The following is a 21,281-nucleotide window of genomic DNA, read 5'->3' on the forward strand; positions in this document are numbered from 1 at the left end:
CGATGCCAAAACGTACTGACATACAAAGTATTCTTATCTTAGGTGCGGGCCCGATTGTAATCGGCCAAGCCTGTGAGTTTGATTACTCCGGAGCACAAGCATGTAAGGCTCTGAGAGAAGAAGGTTATCGGGTTATTCTGGTCAACTCGAATCCGGCAACAATCATGACTGATCCTGAGATGGCTGATGCCACTTATATCGAGCCGATTCAGTGGGAAGTTGTACGTAAAATTATTGAAAAAGAACGCCCTGATGCCGTACTGCCGACCATGGGCGGTCAGACTGCGCTGAACTGTGCGCTTGAACTGGATCGTCAAGGGGTTCTGGCAGAGTTCGGTGTTGAAATGATTGGCGCAACTGCCGATGCGATTGATAAAGCAGAAGATCGTTCTCGTTTCGATGCTGCAATGAAGTCAATTGGTCTGGAATGCCCTCGTGCCGATACCGCAAAGAGTATGGAAGAAGCTTATCAAGTGCTCGAGAAAGTCGGCTTTCCATGTATCATCCGTCCTTCATTCACCATGGGCGGAACCGGTGGCGGTATCGCTTATAACAAAGAAGAGTTTGAAGAAATCTGTCATCGCGGATTAGACCTTTCTCCTACCAATGAGTTGCTGATTGATGAGTCACTGATTGGCTGGAAAGAGTATGAAATGGAAGTTGTTCGTGATAAGAGCGACAACTGTATCATTGTCTGTTCAATTGAAAACTTTGACCCGATGGGGATTCACACCGGAGATTCAATTACGGTTGCACCGGCTCAGACGCTGACAGATAAAGAATACCAGCTGATGAGAAACGCTTCTCTGGCGGTCTTACGTGAAATCGGTGTTGAAACCGGTGGCTCGAATGTGCAATTCGGTATCAACCCTGAAGATGGCCGGATGGTCATCATTGAAATGAACCCGCGGGTTTCCCGTTCTTCTGCTCTGGCATCGAAAGCAACAGGCTTCCCGATAGCAAAAATTGCAGCGAAGCTTGCAGTTGGTTTCACGCTTGACGAGTTGACCAATGATATTACCGGAGGCGTGACTCCTGCCTCGTTCGAACCGACGATCGATTATGTTGTGACCAAGATTCCGCGCTTTAACTTTGAAAAGTTTGCCGGTGCCAATACGAAGCTAACCACACAGATGAAGTCGGTTGGTGAAGTGATGGCGATTGGGCGTAACCAGCAAGAGTCTCTGCAAAAAGCCCTGCGTGGTCTTGAAGTAGGCTCTTACGGCTTTGATGAGATGGTTGATCTGGACTCTCCGGAAGCGCTGACCAAAATTCGGCACGAGCTCAAAGAAGCAGGTGCCGAGCGGATTTGGTACATCGGTGACGCTTTCCGTGCCGGTATGTCAGTTGATGCCATCTTTAACCTGACAGGGATTGATCGTTGGTTCCTCGTCCAGATTGAAGAGTTGATTCAGCTGGAAACAGAGATTAAAACCAATGGCTTTGCCGGATTGACGAAAGACGTGCTGCGTCGCATGAAACGCAAAGGTTTTGCCGATACTCGCTTATCAAAACTGGTCGGGGTTTCTGAACATGAGATTCGTCGCTTGCGCGATCAGTTTGAGATTCATCCGGTTTATAAGCGTGTCGATACCTGTGCTGCGGAATTTGCTTCTTCAACCGCTTATATGTATTCCTCATACGATGAAGAGTGTGAAGCCTACCCGACAGATAAGAAGAAGATTATGGTGTTGGGTGGCGGACCGAACCGGATTGGTCAGGGGATTGAATTCGACTACTGTTGTGTTCACGCCTCACTGGCGCTGCGTGAAGATGGTTATGAAACCATTATGGTTAACTGTAACCCTGAAACGGTCTCAACCGATTACGATACTTCTGACCGTCTCTACTTTGAACCGGTAACGCTGGAAGATGTCTTGGCGATTGCCCGGGTTGAGAAACCGGCCGGAGTGATTGTTCAGTATGGCGGGCAAACACCGCTGAAACTGGCGCGTGAGTTAGAAGCAGCCGGTGTACCGATTATCGGTACCAGCCCGGATGCTATTGACCGGGCAGAGGACCGGGAGCGTTTTCAACAGGCGGTTGAGCGTTTAGGTCTCAAGCAACCGGAAAATGCAACAGTAACAGCACTTGAACATGCGGTGGATAAAGCAAAAGAAATTGGCTATCCATTGGTTGTGCGTCCATCTTACGTCCTCGGTGGCCGTGCAATGGAAATTGTTTATGATGAAGCCGATCTGCGCCGTTATTTCAATGAAGCGGTCAGTGTTTCCAATGAGTCTCCGGTTTTGCTGGATCACTTCTTGGATGATGCGGTTGAAGTTGATATTGATGCGATTTGCGACGGTGAACGGGTCGTTATCGGCGGCATCATGGAGCATATTGAGCAGGCTGGTGTTCACTCAGGCGACTCTGCATGTTCACTGCCGGCTTATACGCTGAGTCAGGATATTCAGAACGTGATGCGTGAGCAGGTTGAAAAACTGGCGTTTGAACTGGGTGTCCGGGGACTGATGAATACTCAGTTTGCCGTCAAAAACAATGAAGTTTACCTGATTGAGGTTAACCCACGTGCTGCGCGGACAGTACCGTTTGTGTCTAAAGCTACCGGTGCGCCATTGGCAAAAATTGCTGCGCGGGTGATGGCCGGACAGAGTCTGGAGCAACAAGGGTTTACCCAAGAAATTATCCCACCTTACTACTCGGTGAAAGAAGTTGTATTACCGTTTAATAAGTTCCCGGGTGTGGATCCGTTGCTTGGTCCTGAGATGCGTTCTACCGGTGAAGTGATGGGCGTTGGCCGCACATTTGCTGAAGCCTTTGCCAAAGCAGAGTTGGCATGTGGTTGTGTCTACCCTGAAGGGGGCCGGGCGCTGATTTCTGTTCGCGAAAGTGATAAACAGCGTGCGGTAGCTTTAGCTGAAAAGTTGATCCAGTTAGGGTATCAACTGGACGCAACACACGGCACAGCGGTCGTTCTGGGTGAAGCCGGAATTAACCCACGGCTGGTGAACAAGGTTCATGAAGGTCGTCCTCATATTCTTGACCGGATCAAGAATAATGAATATACCTACATTATCAATACGGCTTCCGGGCGTCAGGCGATTGAAGATTCAAAAGTTCTGCGCCGTGGTGCGTTGGCTGAGAAAGTCAATTATGCCACCACTATGAATGCTGCATTTGCAACAGCAATGGGCCATACGGCTGACCCGAAAGCTTCTGTTATTTCTGTACAAGAAATGCATGAACAAGTCAGACTCAGACATGCTTAATCAATAACTGATGTTGTTGTGTTATCCAAGCCCGGGATTTCCCCGGGCTTTTTTGATCGCGAGATATTTGCCGATACAAAGCAATTTAATGATGAATATATGGAATAGGACGATATCCATGTTTTCACTGTATCTCCTGATTTTTAAATGGTAATTTTGAGCTCAATCTAATCGGTTAAGGAATAATATGGAGATTTCGATCGAGATACTTGCATTGCTTTTTTTGGCGGCCGGGTTGGCCGGATGCATTGATGCGATTGCCGGCGGCGGCGGACTGATTACGCTACCGGTGTTGATGGCAACCGGTATCTCTCCTGCACAAGCGATTGCAACCAATAAACTTCAAAGTTCATTCGGCAGTTTTTCTTCTACATTTTACTTTGTGCGTCATGGTTTAGTTTCTCTGCGGCAAATGTGGCTGGCAATTGTCTGTACCTTTATCGGTGCGGCAACCGGTGCGGAATTAGTGCAGATTTTGGATGCTGAATTATTGACCAGCCTGATTCCCGGTTTACTGATTGCGATCTCACTATACTTTTTACTGGCACCTCAAGCGAAGGCTGAGACGGATAAAAAAGCAGCGTTATCCGATGGATTATTTGCTTTGCTGGTCGGTACCAGTGTCGGATTTTATGATGGTTTTTTTGGCCCGGGAACCGGGGCAATCTTTGCTGTTTGTTTTGTTGTGATTAGCCGGTTATCGATTATTGAAGCAACTGCGCGCGCGAAAGTGCTGAATTTCACATCGAATATTGCAGCGTTGATTTTCTTTCTGGCGGCCGGGTTACCGGTATGGAAACTTGGCTTGGTGATGGCTGTCGGACAATTTCTCGGGGCGAGAATCGGTGCCCGTATTGTGGTTAATAAAGGTCAGAAATGGATTCGCCCTTTGGTTATCCTTATGTCTTTATCCATGGCTCTGAAGTTACTCTGGGAACAGCATCAACAATGGCTGCTATCAGTGATTTAATACGTGGTGAGCGATAAGTCATAGTTCTCAGACAGAGATGAACCGGCCGGAATAACGGCTGAAGGTCATCAAAACTAAAACAGTAGCGGGGCGCAATAGATAGTGTGTGCACGATGGAAAGAGGGATCAGCGCAGGTGCGACGCCTTGTAATGCCAGTTGTGCCGCTGCGGTGTATGAGTCCATTTCCATCACCGGGGTGATTGCGAGATGATCCAGCACTGATGCCTGATACGTGTTGGCACTGTTAGACAGATCATTGGTGATGATTTGTTGCGGAAGCTGCTGCAGTGGTGTCTGACTGACAATAAAAACCGGTTCATTGTAGAGATGAAAGGTTTTCAGGCCATGATTTCCCGGCAGATAACCGGCACACAATCCGAGAGTGGCTTTGCCGGAGCGGACATGTTCAACGATTCTGGGAGTGTGATTGGTGGTGATCGTAATTCTGGGATCGTGGCTGAAATATTGCCCCATCACATGGCTGAGCAAACCTGCTACCAGCGTTTCTGAACAATCAAAGCGGATCAGGGTGTGATCTTCCAGAGCCTGCTGTTCGAATATTAATCCGCTCAGTTCATGAAAGCTCGGGCCGACTCGCTCAATCAGTGCCAGTGCATCCGCTGTGAGTTTGATGTGCCGTCCGTCGGGCACAACCAGTTTTTTCCCCAGCCGGTTTTCTAAATTGGCAATGCGTTTACTGACGGCAGATTGACTGATATAGAGTATGCTCCCCGTCCGGCTCATGGTTTTTTCTTTGCTGAGAATCAGGAGTGTTTCAATGCCTTCAAGCAACATAGTGTCCACTATCAATCAGAGAGAGCATTCGTCTACTTTAGCGAAAGCTGTCTCTGATTGCGATAACAGAATGCTTGATAGGAAAAATTGTTTGCAACAGCGCCTGAGCCCTTAGCGATTAATGGCAAAAACCGGTAGAGACAGGTGCCAACGGATTGCGCCAAGACGAATGATCAGCGTCGAGAGAAAACCGGATAAAAATGCCGTCTTGTGGTCGTAGCCCATTTGTATTGCCGTGGTATGGAAAATACCACCGACAATACAGGCGGTCGCGTACACTTCGCTGCGCAGAATCATGGGGATTTCCCGGGCGAGGATATCGCGAATGATACCACCGCCACATCCGGTCAGAACGCCCATAATAATTGCAACCAGTGACGAGTCCTGATAAAGCAGTGATTTATCGACACCAATTCCAACAAAGACTGACAGACCGATTGCATCACAAACCGGCAGAACCCACCAAGAGAGACGTTTAGGGCGACGGACAATCAGCATCGTCAGGAAGCTGGTGGCAAGAATTACCCACAGGTAGGTGGTGTCGGTAATCCAGAATACCGGGGTTGCTCCCAAAGCAATATCACGCATGGTTCCGCCGCCAATCGCTGTCACGCTGGCAAGAACGACGACACCGAATGGATCCATTTTTAAACGGCCGGCTAACAGTACACCAGAAATGGCAAATACGATTGTTCCAAATAAATCAATCAGATAGAGAAACATACGTTGAGAGGGCCCACAATATTATTTGATTACAGCGCGATTGTTTTTAGGTATAGAGAAAAACAGGGCGCATTGTACGGGAAAATAGTGCTAATCGATAGTTTTATAATCAGACTTCTCAGCCGATAAAGTCTGCGTATTTTTTCTGGCCTTGTCGAAGTAATTACAGATCTCTTCAATCGCTTGAATCGTTCGTGGGGTGGGGCGGTTGAGCCAGTCAGAATTGAGGGTCCATACCTGATGTAAGCGAACGGCCGGAATACGAGGCCAGTCTGTCCACATATTTAAATTTTCAACGGCATGGCGGGAATTAAAAATGACCTCAGGCTGTGCCAGTAGTACCTGCTCACGACTGACTTGCGGGTACGGTGCCGGACTTTTTTGAAATACATTTTCGCCGCCACAAAATTCAAACACTTCACTGGGCCAGCGATTCTGAGCGATGGTGATGATCGGTTTTTCACTGAGCTGGTAGAAGAAACGAATCTTTCGGGCCGGTTGATAACGTTGTTTTAGTGCTGTCAGTTTCTGACGAAATTGTCTCGCATTTTCATGACCAATCCGGGGATTGTCTGCATACTGGCTGAGTGCTTCGATATTATCAGCAATGTCGTCTAAACGATGAATTTGAGAGGGATAGGTTCGAATTCCCATCTGTTTCAGTTTCTGTAATTCCCGGGGCGGATTGCCATCCGGCCAAATGATCACCAAATCCGGTTTAAGGCTGAGAATTTTTTCAATTTTAATCCCTTTATAGTTGGCAACTTTGGGTAAGTTTTTTGCTTCGGGCGGATAGTCGCTGTAATCACTGACGGCAACGATTTTATTGCCGAGACCGGCAGAATAGGCGAGTTCTGTTGCGTGAGGCGCCAGCGTAATAATGCGTTGAACCGAGGTCGCTGCCGTTGTGAGTACCGGGATAAAAAGCAGCAATGCAAATAAATAAAATCGGTGAATCAACATTTGGCAACCTTGTGATTGAGACTGTTTACGAATGGGGTATTGATGCCCTAAGCAATCGGTGATTCAGAACAGTTGTGCAGCAGTGAACATCAGCAGGCTTTGGCATCCGATCCAGACATAAGTGCGCTGATTGAGCAGTTTCTGGACCTGTGACAGATGTAAAGCCGAAGGAATGACTCTGCCACCGAGTTTGGCCCGGACATTCTTTTGCCCCGCATAAATGGCCGGCCCGCCAAGCGACAGATTGAGTTTATGCCCGACTGAACATAGCAGCCAGCCGATAGTTCGGGACGGCCAGGAACAGCTTTGCCGACGAGTCTGAGCCCAGATTGACGACAGGTTTTGTCCTGCCATCAGGAATAAGGCAAAGAGACGAACCGGAATCCATTCACACCCGGCGTTAAGACGACTTGCAGCCAGACCGAAAGGATAGTTGCTCGGAACGGACGGAGACCAGACTCGGCTTAATTCGACGATCAAGCGGTACATCAATGCACCGACACCGCCCAGCAGACCATACCAGAACAGGACGGTGATGACTTGCCGGGCTTGACCGACAATCAATAATTCAGCACTGGCCTTACCCAAGCCGACTTCTGACAAAGCATCGGTTTGACGGTTCAGTCGTTCTGCAAGTAACTGGCGAGCTTGGGGTTTATCCTGTATCGCCAGCGCATGAAACAGTGGCTTACTCAATGTCGTTAACCCGCGCCAGTCAAGCGCCAGAATTAATAACAACAGGTGATAGAGTTCCGACTGCCAGACCAGTGGTTCCAGTGCGATCAGAACCATCAAGGCAGGAATGAGCATCAAAAATGTAGCGAGAGTGCCGGACAGGGTTCGCTGTGCATAGCTGCCCTGTGTATTGACTTTTTCCGCCAGAATCTCTGCAAACTTGTGCCACAGCAGCGCAGGGTGAGCCACGCTTGGCAAAGGCAGCACGAGATGGATCAGCAATGCGCCCCACATAATGAGAAGCGCACTCTGTGTTTGCAGTAATTCCTGAATATGGTTCATGCGGGTCAGATACGATTATGCCTGATGCAGGCGTTCCAGCATTTTCAGTACCATTTCTGAAGAACTGGCAGCAGCGAGAGGTAAGAACTCATCAAACGACATTGGTGATTCTTTATCTGCCACATCAGAAATTGCCCGGACAACTACAAACGGCGTGTTGAACTGATGGCAAGTCTGAGCAATCGCTGAAGCTTCCATCTCGACGGCAATCGCTTGCGGGAAGTTCTGGCGGATCAATGCTTGTCGTTCCGGCTGACAGACAAAAGTATCACCGGTACAAATCAGACCGTGTACTGCATGTTTGTCTCCCAGTTGTGCAAGCGCATCCTCTGCCAGTTTAATTAATTTTTCATCGGCTGGGAAAGCGGCTGGCTGACCTGCCATTTGACCGATTTCATAACCAAACGCAGTTACATCGGCATCATGGTGTCTGACTTCAGTAGAAATAACCACATCACCCATGGTTAGTGACGGATCAAAACCACCGGCTGACCCGGTATTAATCACGACATCGGGGGCATAGAGTTCCAGCAATAAGGCGGTGCCGACTGCTGCGGCAACTTTACCGATACCTGATTGGAGTAGTACGACATCCAACCCGTTGATTTGACCGGAATAATAAGTGCAGCCACCTTTTTTTTCTTCTTGCAGATTCTGGATCGACGATTTGAGAATCGCAACTTCTTGCTCCATTGCGCCAATGATGCCAATTTTCATATCAAGTCTCTTTTTCTTTATTCAGATTAGCGCTGAGTTTAGCATGATTTTTTGGGATTCAACTAGTTATCCGGGGCAGAATCCGGCGCAAAAAATCCCGGTACCGAAAGCGATACCGGGAGATGATTGTTGCCGGGAAAACCCGCCATGTTTAAATAAGCTGCAATGTGTCTGCTTATTTAGACATTCAGTTTAGCGACCCAGTTTAGTCGCCATCCAGTTTAGACATCCAAATAGTCCAGAATACCACCGGCAGCTTTACGGCCTTCATCAATGGCCGTCACAACCAGATCGGAACCACGTACCGCATCGCCACCGGCGAAGATTTTTTCATTGGTGGTCTGGTAAGGGTATTGGCTATCATCCGGTGCTTTAAGGCGTCCCCATTGATCCAGCTCGACACCGAAAGGCTCAAGCCAAGGCATTGCATGAGGCTGGAAACCAAATGCCATAATGACCGCATCGGCAGCAAGCACATGTTCACTGCCCGACACCGGCTCAGGACGACGACGTCCGGCTTCATCCGGTTCACCCAATGCGGTTTTAACGACTTTTACCCCGGTGACCTGACCGCGGCCGTCAACTTCAATACCGAGTGGTTGCAGGTTAAACATGAACTCGACGCCTTCTTCTCTGGCATTTTTGACCTCACGACGTGAGCCCGGCATGTTCTCTTCATCGCGTCGGTAGGCGCAGATCACATGTGATGCTTGTTGACGAATTGAGGTGCGGACACAGTCCATTGCGGTATCACCGCCGCCTAAAACGACGACATTTTTTCCGGCCATATCAATGAAGGGTTGTGAATCTTCCAACGCCATCACCCGATAGGTGTTGGACACTAAAAACGGCAGCGCATCATACACCCCGGTGGCATCTTCATTTTCCAGTCCGGCACGCATGTTTTTATAAGTGCCGACGCCAAGAAATACAGCGTCATATTCATCGATCAGGGATTGCAGCTCGACATCTTTTCCGACTTCGGTGTTCAATCGGAACTCGACCCCCATTTCGGTAAAGATGCGCCGACGATTCTGCATCACTTCTTTTTCCAGCTTGAACGAAGGGATTCCGAAAGTGAGTAGTCCGCCGATTTCCGGATAGCGATCAAAGACCACTGCTTTTACACCGTTTCTGACCAACACATCAGCAGCCGCCAAACCCGCAGGCCCGGCACCGATAACTGCGACTTTTTTGTCTGTCCACTCGACTTGAGACAGGTCGGGTTTCCAGCCCATTTCAAAGGCTTTATCGTTAATATATTTTTCAATATTCCCGATGGTGACAGCACCAAAATCATCATTGAGCGTACAAGAACCTTCGCACAGACGATCTTGCGGGCAAACCCGGCCACACACTTCCGGCAGACTGTTGGTCTGATGCGAGAGTTCCGCAGCTTCGATGATCCGACCTTCATTGGCCAGTTTCAGCCATTGCGGGATGTAGTTATGAACCGGGCATTTCCATTCACAATAGGGGTTACCGCAGTCGAGACAGCGATCTGCCTGAGCGGTTGCCTGTTGACGGGTAAAAGGTTCATAGATTTCAACAAACTCTATTTTTCGTACGTTGAGCGGCTTTTTGGCCGGATCGACACGATTGACATCAATGAACTGATAAACGTTCTGGCTCATTATAATCTGGCTCCTTCCAATTATTGTGCTTGAACGCGAAGCTCTGCTGCACTGCGGCTTTGATGCCCGAGCAGTGTTTGCAGATCAGCCGCTTGTGGTTTGATGAGGTAGAACTTCGGAATCCATGCATCGAAATTAGCTAAGATCGATTCGGCATGAACGGAGCCGGTTTGCTCCAGATGCTCTGCAATTAAACCACGTAAATGTTCCTGATGAATGTAGAGATCTTGCAGCGAAATCGCTTCAACGGATTCATTATTCACCCGGCCTTGGAAGTCATTGTTCTCATCGAGTACATAGGCAAATCCACCCGTCATCCCGGCACCGAAGTTCACTCCGGTTGCCCCCAGGACTGCTACTACTCCGCCAGTCATGTATTCACAGGCGTTATCACCCGCGCCTTCAATCACAGCAATCGTCCCTGAGTTACGCACCCCGAAACGTTCACCTGCTTTACCGGCCGCGAACAATTTGCCGCCCGTTGCACCGTATAAACAGGTATTACCGATGATGGTGGCTTCATTACATTTGAAAGCTGTTCCCAAATGGGGCTTGATGGCAATCTTACCGCCTGCCATGCCTTTACCGACATAATCGTTGGCATCACCGGTCAGGTGAAGTTCCAGACCACCGGCATTCCAGACACCGAACGATTGTCCGGCTGTTCCTTCGAAGTAGATACGGATTGGTGATGCAGCCAGCCCTTGGTTGCCGTAACGTTTGGCAATTTCACCGGACAGCCGTGCTCCGACTGAGCGATCAGTATTGATGATATCGTAATACAGGTTCAAAGATTGCTGGTTTTCAACGGCATCGAGCGCATCTTCAACGATTTTCTGGTTGAGTGCAGCTTTATCAAATGGCTTATTGGGCTCTGTACAGAAGAATGGGTGACCCGCAGGGGAAACCGGTGCTTCCAGAATACCGGACAGATCCAGTTTGGTCTGCTTGGCCGTCAAACCTTCGACGACTTCCAGCAAATCGGTACGTCCGATCAGATCGGTTAACTTCTCCACGCCCAGCTCGGCCAGATAGCCACGGACTTCATTGGCTAATCCGGTGAAGTAGTTAATGACCATCTCCGGTAACCCTTTGAAATAATCCCGACGCAGGGTTTCATCCTGAGTCGCAACCCCCGTAGCACAGTTATTCAGATGACAGATTCTCAGGAATTTACATCCCATCGCAATCATTGGTGCTGTGCCGAACCCAAAGCTTTCCGCGCCCAGAATCGCCCCTTTAATGACATCTAACCCGGTTTTCAGACCGCCATCGACCTGAAGACGGATTTTATGCCGCAGACCATTGGCGACAAGCGCTTGTTGGGTTTCTGCCAGACCCAGCTCCCACGGGCTACCGGCATATTTAACCGAAGTAATCGGGCTTGCTGCCGTGCCGCCGTCATAACCGGAGATGGTAATTAAATCGGCATAAGCTTTGGCAACGCCTGTTGCAATGGTGCCGACTCCCGGTTCGGAAACCAGTTTGACCGAAACCAGTGCATTAGGATTGACCTGCTTCAAATCGAAGATCAATTGTGCTAAATCCTCAATCGAGTAGATATCGTGGTGCGGTGGCGGCGAAATCAGGGTCACGCCTTGAACTGAATGGCGCAGCCGGGCAATTTCGGCCGTGACTTTATGGCCGGGTAACTGACCGCCTTCACCGGGCTTCGCACCTTGCGCGACTTTAATCTGCAAAACATCAGCATTGGTCAGATAGTGAGGCGTTACACCAAAACGACCGGATGCGACCTGCTTGATACGCGAGTTGCGTTCAGTACCGAAACGACGCGGATCCTCACCGCCTTCACCGGAGTTTGAATAACCACCTAAACGGTTCATGGCCGTTGCCAGCGCTTCGTGTGCTTCCGGACTGAGTGCCCCGATCGACATCGCTGCTGAATCGAACCGCTTAAACAGGTCGGTCGCCGGTTCAATTTTCTCCAGTGCGAGTGGCGTGTCTGATTTTTTCAGGGTCATCAAATCACGTAACATCGCCACCGGACGTTGGTTGACTTGGGCGGCAAATTGTTGGTAATCCTGAGTTTCACCGGAGCGAACCGCAGCTTGTAGGTGATTGACGACGCCCGGGTTATACGCGTGGTATTCACCGCCGTGGACAAATTTGAGCAATCCGCCATGGTCAATGGATTTGCGTTTCGCCCATGCTTTGCGTGACAGATTAAACAGATCCTGTTGGAAGTCCTCGAAGTTGGCACCCTGAATTCGGGTTGCAACCCCGTGGAAACAGAGATCAACCAGCTCCCGGTGCAGACCGACTGCTTCGAAAAGCTGAGAACAGCGATAAGAAGCTATGGTTGAGATGCCCATCTTCGACATGATTTTATACAGACCTTTATCGATCCCGTAACGATAGTTTTGCATCACATCGCGATAGCTTTTGTCGAGTACCCCGTCATCGAGCATTTTGCTGAGCGCTTCGTAAGCGAGGTAGGGGTAAATCGCGGTCGCACCAAAGCCAAGCAGTACGGCAAACTGGTGTGGATCCCGGGCTGTTGCCGTTTCGACAATAATGTTGGCGTCACAACGCAATTGCGTATTGACCAGCCGGGTCTGAACCGCACCGACAACCATAGCGGCAGGGATCGGTAGTTTATGTTTGGTGATAGCGCGATCCGATAAAATGATCAGAACCGTACCGTCACGTACTGCCTGTTCGGCAGCGTCACACAGGTCGAGAATCGCTTGTTTGAGATCTTTTTCCTGTGGATCGTAATTGATGTCTAAGATGGTGTTTTTATAGTGCTTATCATCCAGACTTAACAGCTGCTGCATGTCGGAATAGAGCAGTACCGGTGAATCAAAAGTCACCCGATGCGCATGGCCATCCGTTTCGCAGAAGACATTCATCTCCTGACCGATACTGGTTGCCAGTGACATAACATGCTTTTCACGCAATGGATCAATCGGTGGGTTGGTGACCTGCGCAAATTTTTGCCGGAAGTAGTCACTGATCAGGCGCTCTTTGGAGGAAAGCACAGCCATTGGGGTATCGTCACCCATTGAGCCGACGGCTTCCTGTCCCATATCGCCCAAAACCCGCAGCACTTGATCCATCTCTTCATTGGTCATGGCAAACTGTTTCTGATAGATCTTCAGTTGTGCGTTATCAAAATCACGCTGACCAATCTGATCATCGCCCAGTTCTGCAAACGGCTTGAGGCGATAGACGTTATGTTTCATCCACTCCTGATATGGATGGCGACTCTTCAGCTCGTTATCGATTTCTGATGATTGCCACAGTTTGCCGGTCTTGGTATCAATCACCAGCAATTCACCGGGGCCGACCCGACCTTTAGTCGCGACCTCATCCGGTGCGTAATCCCAGATACCGACTTCAGAGGCCAGTGTAATGAGTTTATCTTTGGTGATGACATAACGGGCTGGTCGCAGTCCATTGCGATCAAGGTTACAGGCTGCGTGACGTCCGTCAGACAGAACTATCCCCGCAGGCCCATCCCATGGTTCCATGTGTTTGGAGTTAAAATCGTAGAACGCGCGCAGTTCCGAATCCATATCCGGGTGGTTTTGCCATGCCGGCGGCACCAGCATCCGCATCGCGCGAAACAGATCCATCCCACCGGCGAGGAACAGATCCAACATATTATCCAGACTAGACGAGTCAGAGCCGGTTTCGTTGACAAACGGAGCCGCTGACTGAAGGTCAGGCAATAAAGGTGAAGCGAACTTATATGCTCTCGCTCTTGCCCACTGACGGTTCCCCTCGATGGTATTGATTTCACCGTTATGAGCCAGATAGCGGAAAGGCTGAGCCAGCGGCCAGCGCGGTTGTGTATTGGTTGAAAAGCGCTGGTGGAATAAACAGATGGCTGATTCCATCCGCAAATCAGCGAGATCGAGATAGAAACGGGGTAAATCTGCGGGCATACACAGCCCTTTGTAGACGATGACCTGAGTTGACAGTGAGCAGATGTAGAAATCAGCGTCATCGGTAATTTTTTTCTCGATGCGGCGCCGGGCAATATACAGGCGTCGTTCGATATCCTGCTGCCGCCATCCGGCTGGCGCAGAAATAAAGACTTGTTGAATGTCCGGTAATGACTGGGCTGCGATTGGCCCGAGAACATCCGGATTGGTCGGCACCTGCCGCCATCCGCTGACCGAGAGTGTTTCTTGGGCAAGTTCTTGATTGATAATGTCGCAGGCGGACTGGGCTTTGACCGGATCCCGGCTCAGGAAAATCATCCCGACGGCATATTGTTTGCTCAGCTTCCAGTTTTGCTCTTGTGCAATGAGTCTGAGATAAGAGTCTGGTTTTTGCAGCAGTAAACCACAGCCATCCCCCGTTTTTCCGTCGGCTGCGATACCGCCACGGTGTGTCATACGGTCCAGTGCTGAAATTGCGGTACGAACCAGTTTGTGACTTGCCTGACCTTCCATGTGCGCGATCAGGCCAAACCCACAGTTGTCTCTCTCAAGACTTGGATCATATAGAGCCATTGCAAGTCTCCCTTTGCGTTCTGTCTTCGACAGTGAATGACTAACTATTCTATGTTGTTGTTATTTTTTGAATCTTTATGCATTAATTCGGGTTAAAAATACATTCAATTAGGCACCCGAATTAATGTTGACTTTAAACGCTATCCTTTATAGAACCAAAGATCAAGTGATTCATAGAAAATAGCGCCAATAAATAACAGCGGTGAATAAGTAACGATTATACGGTGATTGGTATGTCTAAGATTTCAGAGAGAAATATGTCGATTACTTCGACGGATGGCGGTGGTGAAAAGCGACCTCTCTGTTAAGGTTGAAGGGAAACAGAGAGGCCGATATCCGCAGGATTTAGGCGGAGCGCATCAGAGAGTCGGCTCTGGCTTCGAGATTACTTTCACCCATCAGATAGGCATCAATGGCGCGGGCACATTCGCGTCCTTCATTGATACACCGGACGACCAGCGATTGACCGGTGCGCATGTCACCGGCCGCGAATACGCCAGCCTGATTGGTTTGGTAATTCGTCGTGGCGACATTGCCGCGTTCGTCGAGCTGAATATCCAGCTGCGCCAGCACGCCATGGGGTTCTGGGTGAAGAAAGCCCATGGCCAGAAACGCCATATCACACGGCATCACCCGTTCGCTGCCAGCCACTTCCTCATAAGTCGGACGCTCTCCGGCTTTGGCCGGTTGCCAGACAATGTCAGCAACCTTCAGGCCGGTGACTTGGCCTTGTTCATTACCGATAAAGGCTTTGGTCAGAATATTCCAGTGACGTTCACACCCTTCTTCATGGGAGGTTGAGGTGCGCAGAATCATCGGATATTGCGGCCACGGCATATTCGCGGGGCGTTTTTCCGGTGGCATTGGCATGATCTCAACCTGAGTAATGCTGGCTGCCCCGTGACGGTTTGACGTGCCCACGCAGTCAGAGCCGGTATCGCCACCCCCGATCACCACCACATGTTTTCCTTTGGCGTGGATTTCTTCACCTTTCAGATCCATGTCATTGGCACGACGGTTATTCTGAGCGAGAAACTGCATGGCAAAGTAAACCCCGTTCAATTCCCGGCCCGGAATCGGCAGATCGCGCGGAACGGTCGACCCGCCGGTCAGGAGCACCACATCGTATTCCTGACGCAGTTGTTGCGCGTTGATATTGACACCGATATGCGCATCGACAACAAACTTAATCCCGGCCTGACGCATCAGTTCAATTTTGCGGTCAATGATATCCATCCCCAGTTTAAAGTCCGGGATACCAAAGCGCAGCAGTCCGCCGACTTTTTCGTCCCGCTCATACACTGTCACCGTATGGCCGGCGCTATTGAGCTGTTCGGCAGCGGATAACCCTGACGGACCCGAGCCGATAATGGCGATGGTTTTTCCGGTGCGGCTACGCGGGGTTTTCGGCTGGGCGTATCCTTCGCGATAAGCGGTTTCAACGATGGTCTTCTCAATATTACAGATGGTGATCGGATCTTGATTGATTCCCAGCACACAGGCACTTTCACAGGGGGCCGGGCAGACGCGACCGGTAAACTCGGGAAAGTTATTGGTCGAGCTGAGAATCTGCCACGCTTCCTGCCAGCTGTTCCGGTAAACCGCATCGTTAAATTCAGGAATAATGTTGCCGATCGGGCAGCCACTGTGACAGAACGGCACCCCACAATCCATACAACGGGAAGCCTGCGTATTGATTTTGTCACCGAACTCATCATTGAGCACAAACTCTTTGTTGTGCTGAATTCTGACTTCCGGTGCCACTTTGGCGGGCAGTTCCCGGCCATGTTCTAAAAATCCAGTTGGTTTTCCCATTACACGGCCTCCGCTTCCGTTGTTGGTACTTGTTGGGCTGCCTGTCGTTTTTGCAGGACGGCTTTGTAATCTCTTGGCATGACTTTCAGCAACGATTGCAGGTTCTGCTCGAAGTTATCCATGAATCGCTGCACCACTTCACTGCCAGTGAAACGGATATGATTGTTGAGCATCGTCTCCAGCAGTTGAATGTCTTCGCTATCCAGCGGATCGAGGTCAACCAGTTCCGGGTTGAGTTTGTTCTGGAAGTCACCGTCGGTATCCCAGACATAAGCGACACCGCCACTCATGCCGGCTGCGAAATTGCGACCGGTCGAACCTAAAATGATCGCCACGCCACCGGTCATGTATTCACAACCATGATCACCGATACCTTCAACCACGACGCGGGCGCCGGAGTTTCTGACACAGAAGCGCTCACCGGCTTTTCCTCTAATGTAAGATTCACCGGAAGTTGCGCCATAGAAGCAGACATTACCGACAACGATATTCTCTTCGGCAACCAGAGAGGCATTGTGATTCGGATAGAGAACCAGTGTGCCGCCGGATAACCCTTTGCCCCAGTAATCGTTCGCATCTCCTTCGACTTCAAACTCAACCCCTTTACTCAGGAAAGCACCGAAAGACTGACCGGCTGAACCGGTAAATTTGACGTGCATCGGCTGAGGTAAGCCCTGATCGCGGTAGATTTTCGAAATTTCATTCGAGAGCATGGTGCCGGTACTCCGGTCGGTATTGCAGATCGGGAATTCAGCCTGAACTGCTTTTCCGTCTTGTAATGCCGGTTGAGCCACCTCAATGAGCTGACGGTCAAGAATATTGTCCAGCGCATGATTCTGGGTCGTCTGGCAGAAGATACCATCACCGCTTCTGGGAGATTCCATATGCAGTAACGGGCTGAGGTCCAGATTGCGATACTTCCAATGCTCGATGTCACTTCTGATTTTCAGTTTGTTGGCCTGGCCGACCATTTCATCAATCGTTCTGAACCCAAGCTCAGCCATGATTTCACGCAGGCCTTGCGCCATATAACGGAAGAACGTCACCACATCATCGACACGACCGTCAAACCGCTCGCGCAGAGTTTTGTTTTGTGTCGCAATGCCGACCGGACAAGTATTCTTGTGACACTTGCGCATCATAATACAGCCTTCAACCACCAGTGCTGCGGTGGCAACGCCCCATTCTTCTGCACCGAGCAGGGTGGCTATCGCCAGATCCCGCGGGGTTTTCATCTGCCCGTCCGCCTGAACGACAATCCGGTTACGCAGCCCGTTTTTGAGCAGCGTCTGGTGGGTTTCAGCCAGACCCAGCTCCCATGGCAGACCGGTATGCCGAATCGATGAAATCGGGGAGGCGCCGGTGCCACCGTCATAACCGGCGATCAACACCACATCCGCTTTGGCTTTGGCAACACCGGAAGCGATGGTGCCGACACCCGCTTCAGAAACCAGTTTAACGTTGACACGACCGGCACGGTTGGCATTTTTCAGGTCAAAAATAAGCTGAGCCAGATCTTCAATCGAATAAATATCATGGTGTGGTGGTGGTGAAATCAGACCGACCCCCGGGGTGGAGTGGCGAGTTGCACCGATCCAATCATCGACTTTATCACCGGGGAGTTGTCCCCCTTCACCGGGCTTCGCTCCCTGAGCCATTTTGATCTGGAGTTCATCGGCATTGGTCAGGTAATAAGCCGTGACCCCGAAACGACCTGAGGCAACCTGTTTAATCGCAGAACGCTCCCAGTCACCGTTTGCTTTCTTCTCAAAGCGGATTGGATCTTCACCCCCTTCGCCGGAGTTGGATTTCGCACCGAGGCGGTTCATCGCAACGGCTAGTGTGGCGTGCGCTTCATACGAGATCGAACCAAACGACATGGCACCGGTAGCAAAGCGTTTCACGATGCTTTCGATCGGTTCAACCTCATCCAGTGCAATTGCACCGGCCGGATTTTTCACCATTTCAAGCTGGCTACGAAGTGTCACGGCCTTGTCACCCTGACGATCAACCGCTTCGGCATACGCTTTGAACTGCGTGTAGTCTTGATTGCGGGTTGAGTGTTGCAGCAAGTGAATGGTTTCCGGATTGAACAAATGTTGTTCACCCCGTTGTTTCCACTGGTAAACCCCGCCGACATCCAAGACTTGCAGCGGAATTTCTCGCAACGGATAACCGAGGCGATGACGGATCAGTACTTCTTTGGCGATATCGTCCAGCGTGAGCCCCTGAATCCGGGTGACCGTACCGGTAAAGTATTTATCGACCACGGCTTTGCTAATCCCCAGTGCTTCAAAAATTTGTGCACCGTGATAAGACTGAAGGGTTGAAATTCCCATCTTTGAGAAAATCTTCAGCAGACCGCCGTTGATCCCTTTGCGATAGTGATCGAAGAGTGTATTGATATCCGTTTGCGGATCCAGCTTGTTCTTCTGTTGCAAATCGACAATGGTTTCCGTCACCAAATATGGGTTGACGGCATTGGCACCATAACCGAGTAAGGTCGCAAAATGGTGCGTTTCCCGGGCATCGCCGGTTTCGATAACGATACCGCATTTCGCACGTAGCCCTTTGCGGATCAGGTGGTGGTGAACTGCACCGACAGCCAGCATTCCCGGAATGGCGGCATGGTTTGAGTTCACTGCGCGGTCGGTCAGCAGAATAATTGAATACCCGTCGATCACCGCATCTTCTGCATACTGGCAGATTCGTTTCAGGGCGCGTTCCAGTTTGCCCGGTTCGCCACTGGCCTGAAAAACGATGTCCAGTGTTTTCGCTTGCAAGTGCTCGTTATCAATCGCTCTGAGTTTTTCCAGTTCGGCATTGGAAATCACCGGTGATTCGAGTTCGACTTTGCGGCAGTGTGCCGGTGACTCGCTCAGCAAGTTTTGATCTTTGCCCAGATAAGTGTTCAGTGACATCACCATCCGTTCCCGGATCGGATCGATCGGCGGGTTGGTGACCTGAGCAAACAACTGTTTGAAATAGTGGGATAAATGCTGGGACTGGTGAGACAGTACCGCCAGTGGCCAGTCCGCCCCCATCGAACCTAGCGGTTCATAGCCGGTCTGAGCCAGTGTCAGGATAACCTGATTGACTTCTTCACTGGTGATCCCAAATGCCTGCTGGCGGTGGAGCAGCCGTTCCGGTTTTGGCTGATTGTGTCCGGTTTCGGCTTCAGGCAGCGATTTCAGGCTGAGCAGATTATCTTGCACCCACTGTTCGTAAGGTTGTGCATTGGCAATACTTTCTTTGATCTCTTCGTCGGAAATGATCCGGCCCTCTTCGAGATCTGCAACAAAGATTTTGCCGGGCTGGAGACGACCCCGGTATTGAATATTGTCTGCGGCGATATCGACGACGCCTGATTCGGAAGCCATGATCAGGAAATCATCTTTCGTCACCGTGTAGCGGGAAGGGCGCAAGCCGTTGCGATCCAATGTTGCACCGACCATCACACCGTCGCTGAAACAGACTGAAGCCGGGCCGTCCCACGGTTCCATAACATTGGCATGGTATTGGTAGAATGCGCGGCGCTTGGCATCCATTTTTTTGTTTTCCTGCCATGCTTCCGGAATCATCATCATCAGCGCATGAGGCAAACTACGACCTGAGAGAACCAGCAGTTCTAACACCATATCGAAGTTGGATGAATCGGAGCTGTCTTCCTGACAGATCGGTAACAGCATATCGATTTCTGCTTGGGTAAACCGGTCTGATTCTAGAATGGCTTCCCGGGCTTTCATCCAGTTGAGGTTACCGCGAACCGTATTGATTTCACCATTATGGGCAATATAACGGAAAGGCTGAGCCAGACGCCATTTGGGGAAGGTATTGGTTGAAAAACGAGAATGAACCAATGCCAGCGCTGTCACCATGGTCGGATTTTGCAGATCGAGGAAATACTGCGGGACTTGCTCGGTGGTTAACTGTCCTTTGTAGATCAGTGTCTTATATGACATCGAGTTGATGTAAAAGTCATCACCGATATTGGAGATACTTTCCAGACAGACGCGCACCGTATAGTTACGCAGCACATAGAGTTTGCGTTCCAGTTCTTCAGGGGTGATGCCCGGACCGCCACTGATAAAGACGTGTTCGAATTGTGGTTCGGTACTGAGCGGATCGGCACCCAACATATGGTTGTCAGTCGGGAGAATCCGATAGCCCAGAATTTCTAAATCCAGACGCTTGGCGTTTCTTTGCAGAATGTCACGACACTGTTCGCGTTTGTACTCATCTTTCGGGAACAGGACAACGCCCACACCATATTGATCGAAAGCGGGCAAACGAATGCCGAGTTTGACGGTTTCTTCGAGCAGAAACTCATGCGGTTTCTGGAGTAGAATACCTGCACCGTCACCGCTACATGGGTCACATCCCTGACCACCGCGGTGTTCCATTCGGGCCAGCATATCCAGTGCCTGAGTGACAACCTGATGCGACTTACGGTTTTTTAAATGGGCGACAAAGCCAATACCGCAGGCGTCATGCTCCAGTTCGGGCGTGTATAGCCCTGATGAATTTAACATTGATACATCCTTCCAGTTCAATAAAGACGCACACTGACAGGAGGGTTCTTTCCCCCTGATAATGGTGTGTCTGGTCCTTTTTATCTTTATTGTCTCAAAACCGACGGGTGGTGCCGGTCTGAATCCGTTCCGTCTCCCACCGGAAATCAGGTGGGAAAAACAATCCTTGGTGATATGCAGGTCATTCTTTATATGCAGCTAGTGCTTTATTTTGGTGGGTTAGCTTATCACCGAAGTTTTGTCTGTTACCTCGTCTCCAAATATGACAAATACGAACAAAACTGAAACTATCCTACATTTTTGTGACATAAAATCCAATAGCAAACGATGGAATTTTTATGCAGGTTAATCGATTGCAAAAGCGGTAAAAGTTAACTTTTATTTAACATTGAATGAG

General features: G+C 50.0%; 11 protein-coding genes. 2 read left to right on the forward strand and 9 right to left on the reverse strand.

The genetic code is table 11. The annotated features are described in order from the left end of the window. Positions 1–2 precede the first annotated feature (2 nt). On the forward strand, positions 3–3,233 hold the full coding sequence (gene carB / locus VR7878_RS07420; protein ID WP_077334841.1) for a carbamoyl-phosphate synthase large subunit: 3,231 nt from the start codon (positions 3–5) through the stop codon (positions 3,231–3,233). A 187-nt stretch (positions 3,234–3,420) separates the two neighbouring features. Beyond that, positions 3,421–4,203, forward strand: coding sequence for a TSUP family transporter (locus VR7878_RS07425; RefSeq protein WP_077334843.1), 783 nt, complete (start codon positions 3,421–3,423; stop codon positions 4,201–4,203). Here the strand turns inward: VR7878_RS07425 and VR7878_RS07430 are convergent. The 9 genes from VR7878_RS07430 to gltB (VR7878_RS07470) all read right to left on the reverse strand — a co-directional run bounded on the left by VR7878_RS07430 (position 4,133) and on the right by gltB (VR7878_RS07470) (position 20,884). After that, on the reverse strand, positions 4,133–4,999 hold the full coding sequence (locus VR7878_RS07430) for a LysR family transcriptional regulator (RefSeq protein WP_077334845.1): 867 nt from the start codon (positions 4,997–4,999) through the stop codon (positions 4,133–4,135). The two genes, VR7878_RS07425 and VR7878_RS07430, sit on opposite strands and share 71 nt — an antisense overlap. 111 nt (positions 5,000–5,110) lie before the next feature. After that, entirely contained in the window at positions 5,111–5,722 is a 612-nt protein-coding gene (locus tag VR7878_RS07435; RefSeq protein ID WP_077334848.1) for a TRIC cation channel family protein, read from the reverse strand. Between the two features lie 90 nt (positions 5,723–5,812). Next, a complete protein-coding gene (gene btuF / locus VR7878_RS07440; RefSeq protein ID WP_077334849.1) occupies positions 5,813–6,685 on the reverse strand; it encodes a vitamin B12 ABC transporter substrate-binding protein BtuF in 873 nt (290 codons plus the stop codon). A 63-nt stretch (positions 6,686–6,748) separates the two neighbouring features. Next, positions 6,749–7,702 (reverse strand): cobalamin biosynthesis family protein, encoded by a 954-nt coding sequence (locus tag VR7878_RS07445; RefSeq protein ID WP_077334850.1) that lies wholly within the window; start codon positions 7,700–7,702, stop codon positions 6,749–6,751. Between the two features lie 15 nt (positions 7,703–7,717). After that, complete coding sequence (gene mtnN, locus VR7878_RS07450; RefSeq protein WP_077334851.1) at positions 7,718–8,419, reverse strand: 5'-methylthioadenosine/S-adenosylhomocysteine nucleosidase; 702 nt, start codon at positions 8,417–8,419, stop codon at positions 7,718–7,720. Positions 8,420–8,640: 221 nt separating this feature from the next. Continuing rightward, a complete protein-coding gene (locus VR7878_RS07455) occupies positions 8,641–10,053 on the reverse strand; it encodes a glutamate synthase small subunit GltD family protein (protein WP_077334852.1) in 1,413 nt (470 codons plus the stop codon). A gap of 20 nt (positions 10,054–10,073) precedes the next feature. Further along, entirely contained in the window at positions 10,074–14,537 is a 4,464-nt protein-coding gene (gene gltB, locus VR7878_RS07460) for a glutamate synthase large subunit (protein ID WP_077334853.1), read from the reverse strand. A 345-nt stretch (positions 14,538–14,882) separates the two neighbouring features. Beyond that, a complete protein-coding gene (locus VR7878_RS07465) occupies positions 14,883–16,352 on the reverse strand; it encodes a glutamate synthase subunit beta (protein ID WP_077334854.1) in 1,470 nt (489 codons plus the stop codon). Beyond that, positions 16,352–20,884 carry a glutamate synthase large subunit gene (gltB, locus tag VR7878_RS07470; RefSeq protein ID WP_077334855.1) on the reverse strand — a complete coding sequence of 1,511 codons (4,533 nt, stop codon included), beginning with the start codon at positions 20,882–20,884 and terminating at the stop codon, positions 16,352–16,354. Before gltB (VR7878_RS07470) ends, VR7878_RS07465 begins: the two co-directional genes overlap by 1 nt. Positions 20,885–21,281: the final 397 nt, after the last annotated feature.

This window comes from Vibrio ruber DSM 16370, from assembly GCF_900163965.1.
GTDB classification, from domain to species: domain Bacteria; phylum Pseudomonadota; class Gammaproteobacteria; order Enterobacterales; family Vibrionaceae; genus Vibrio; species Vibrio ruber.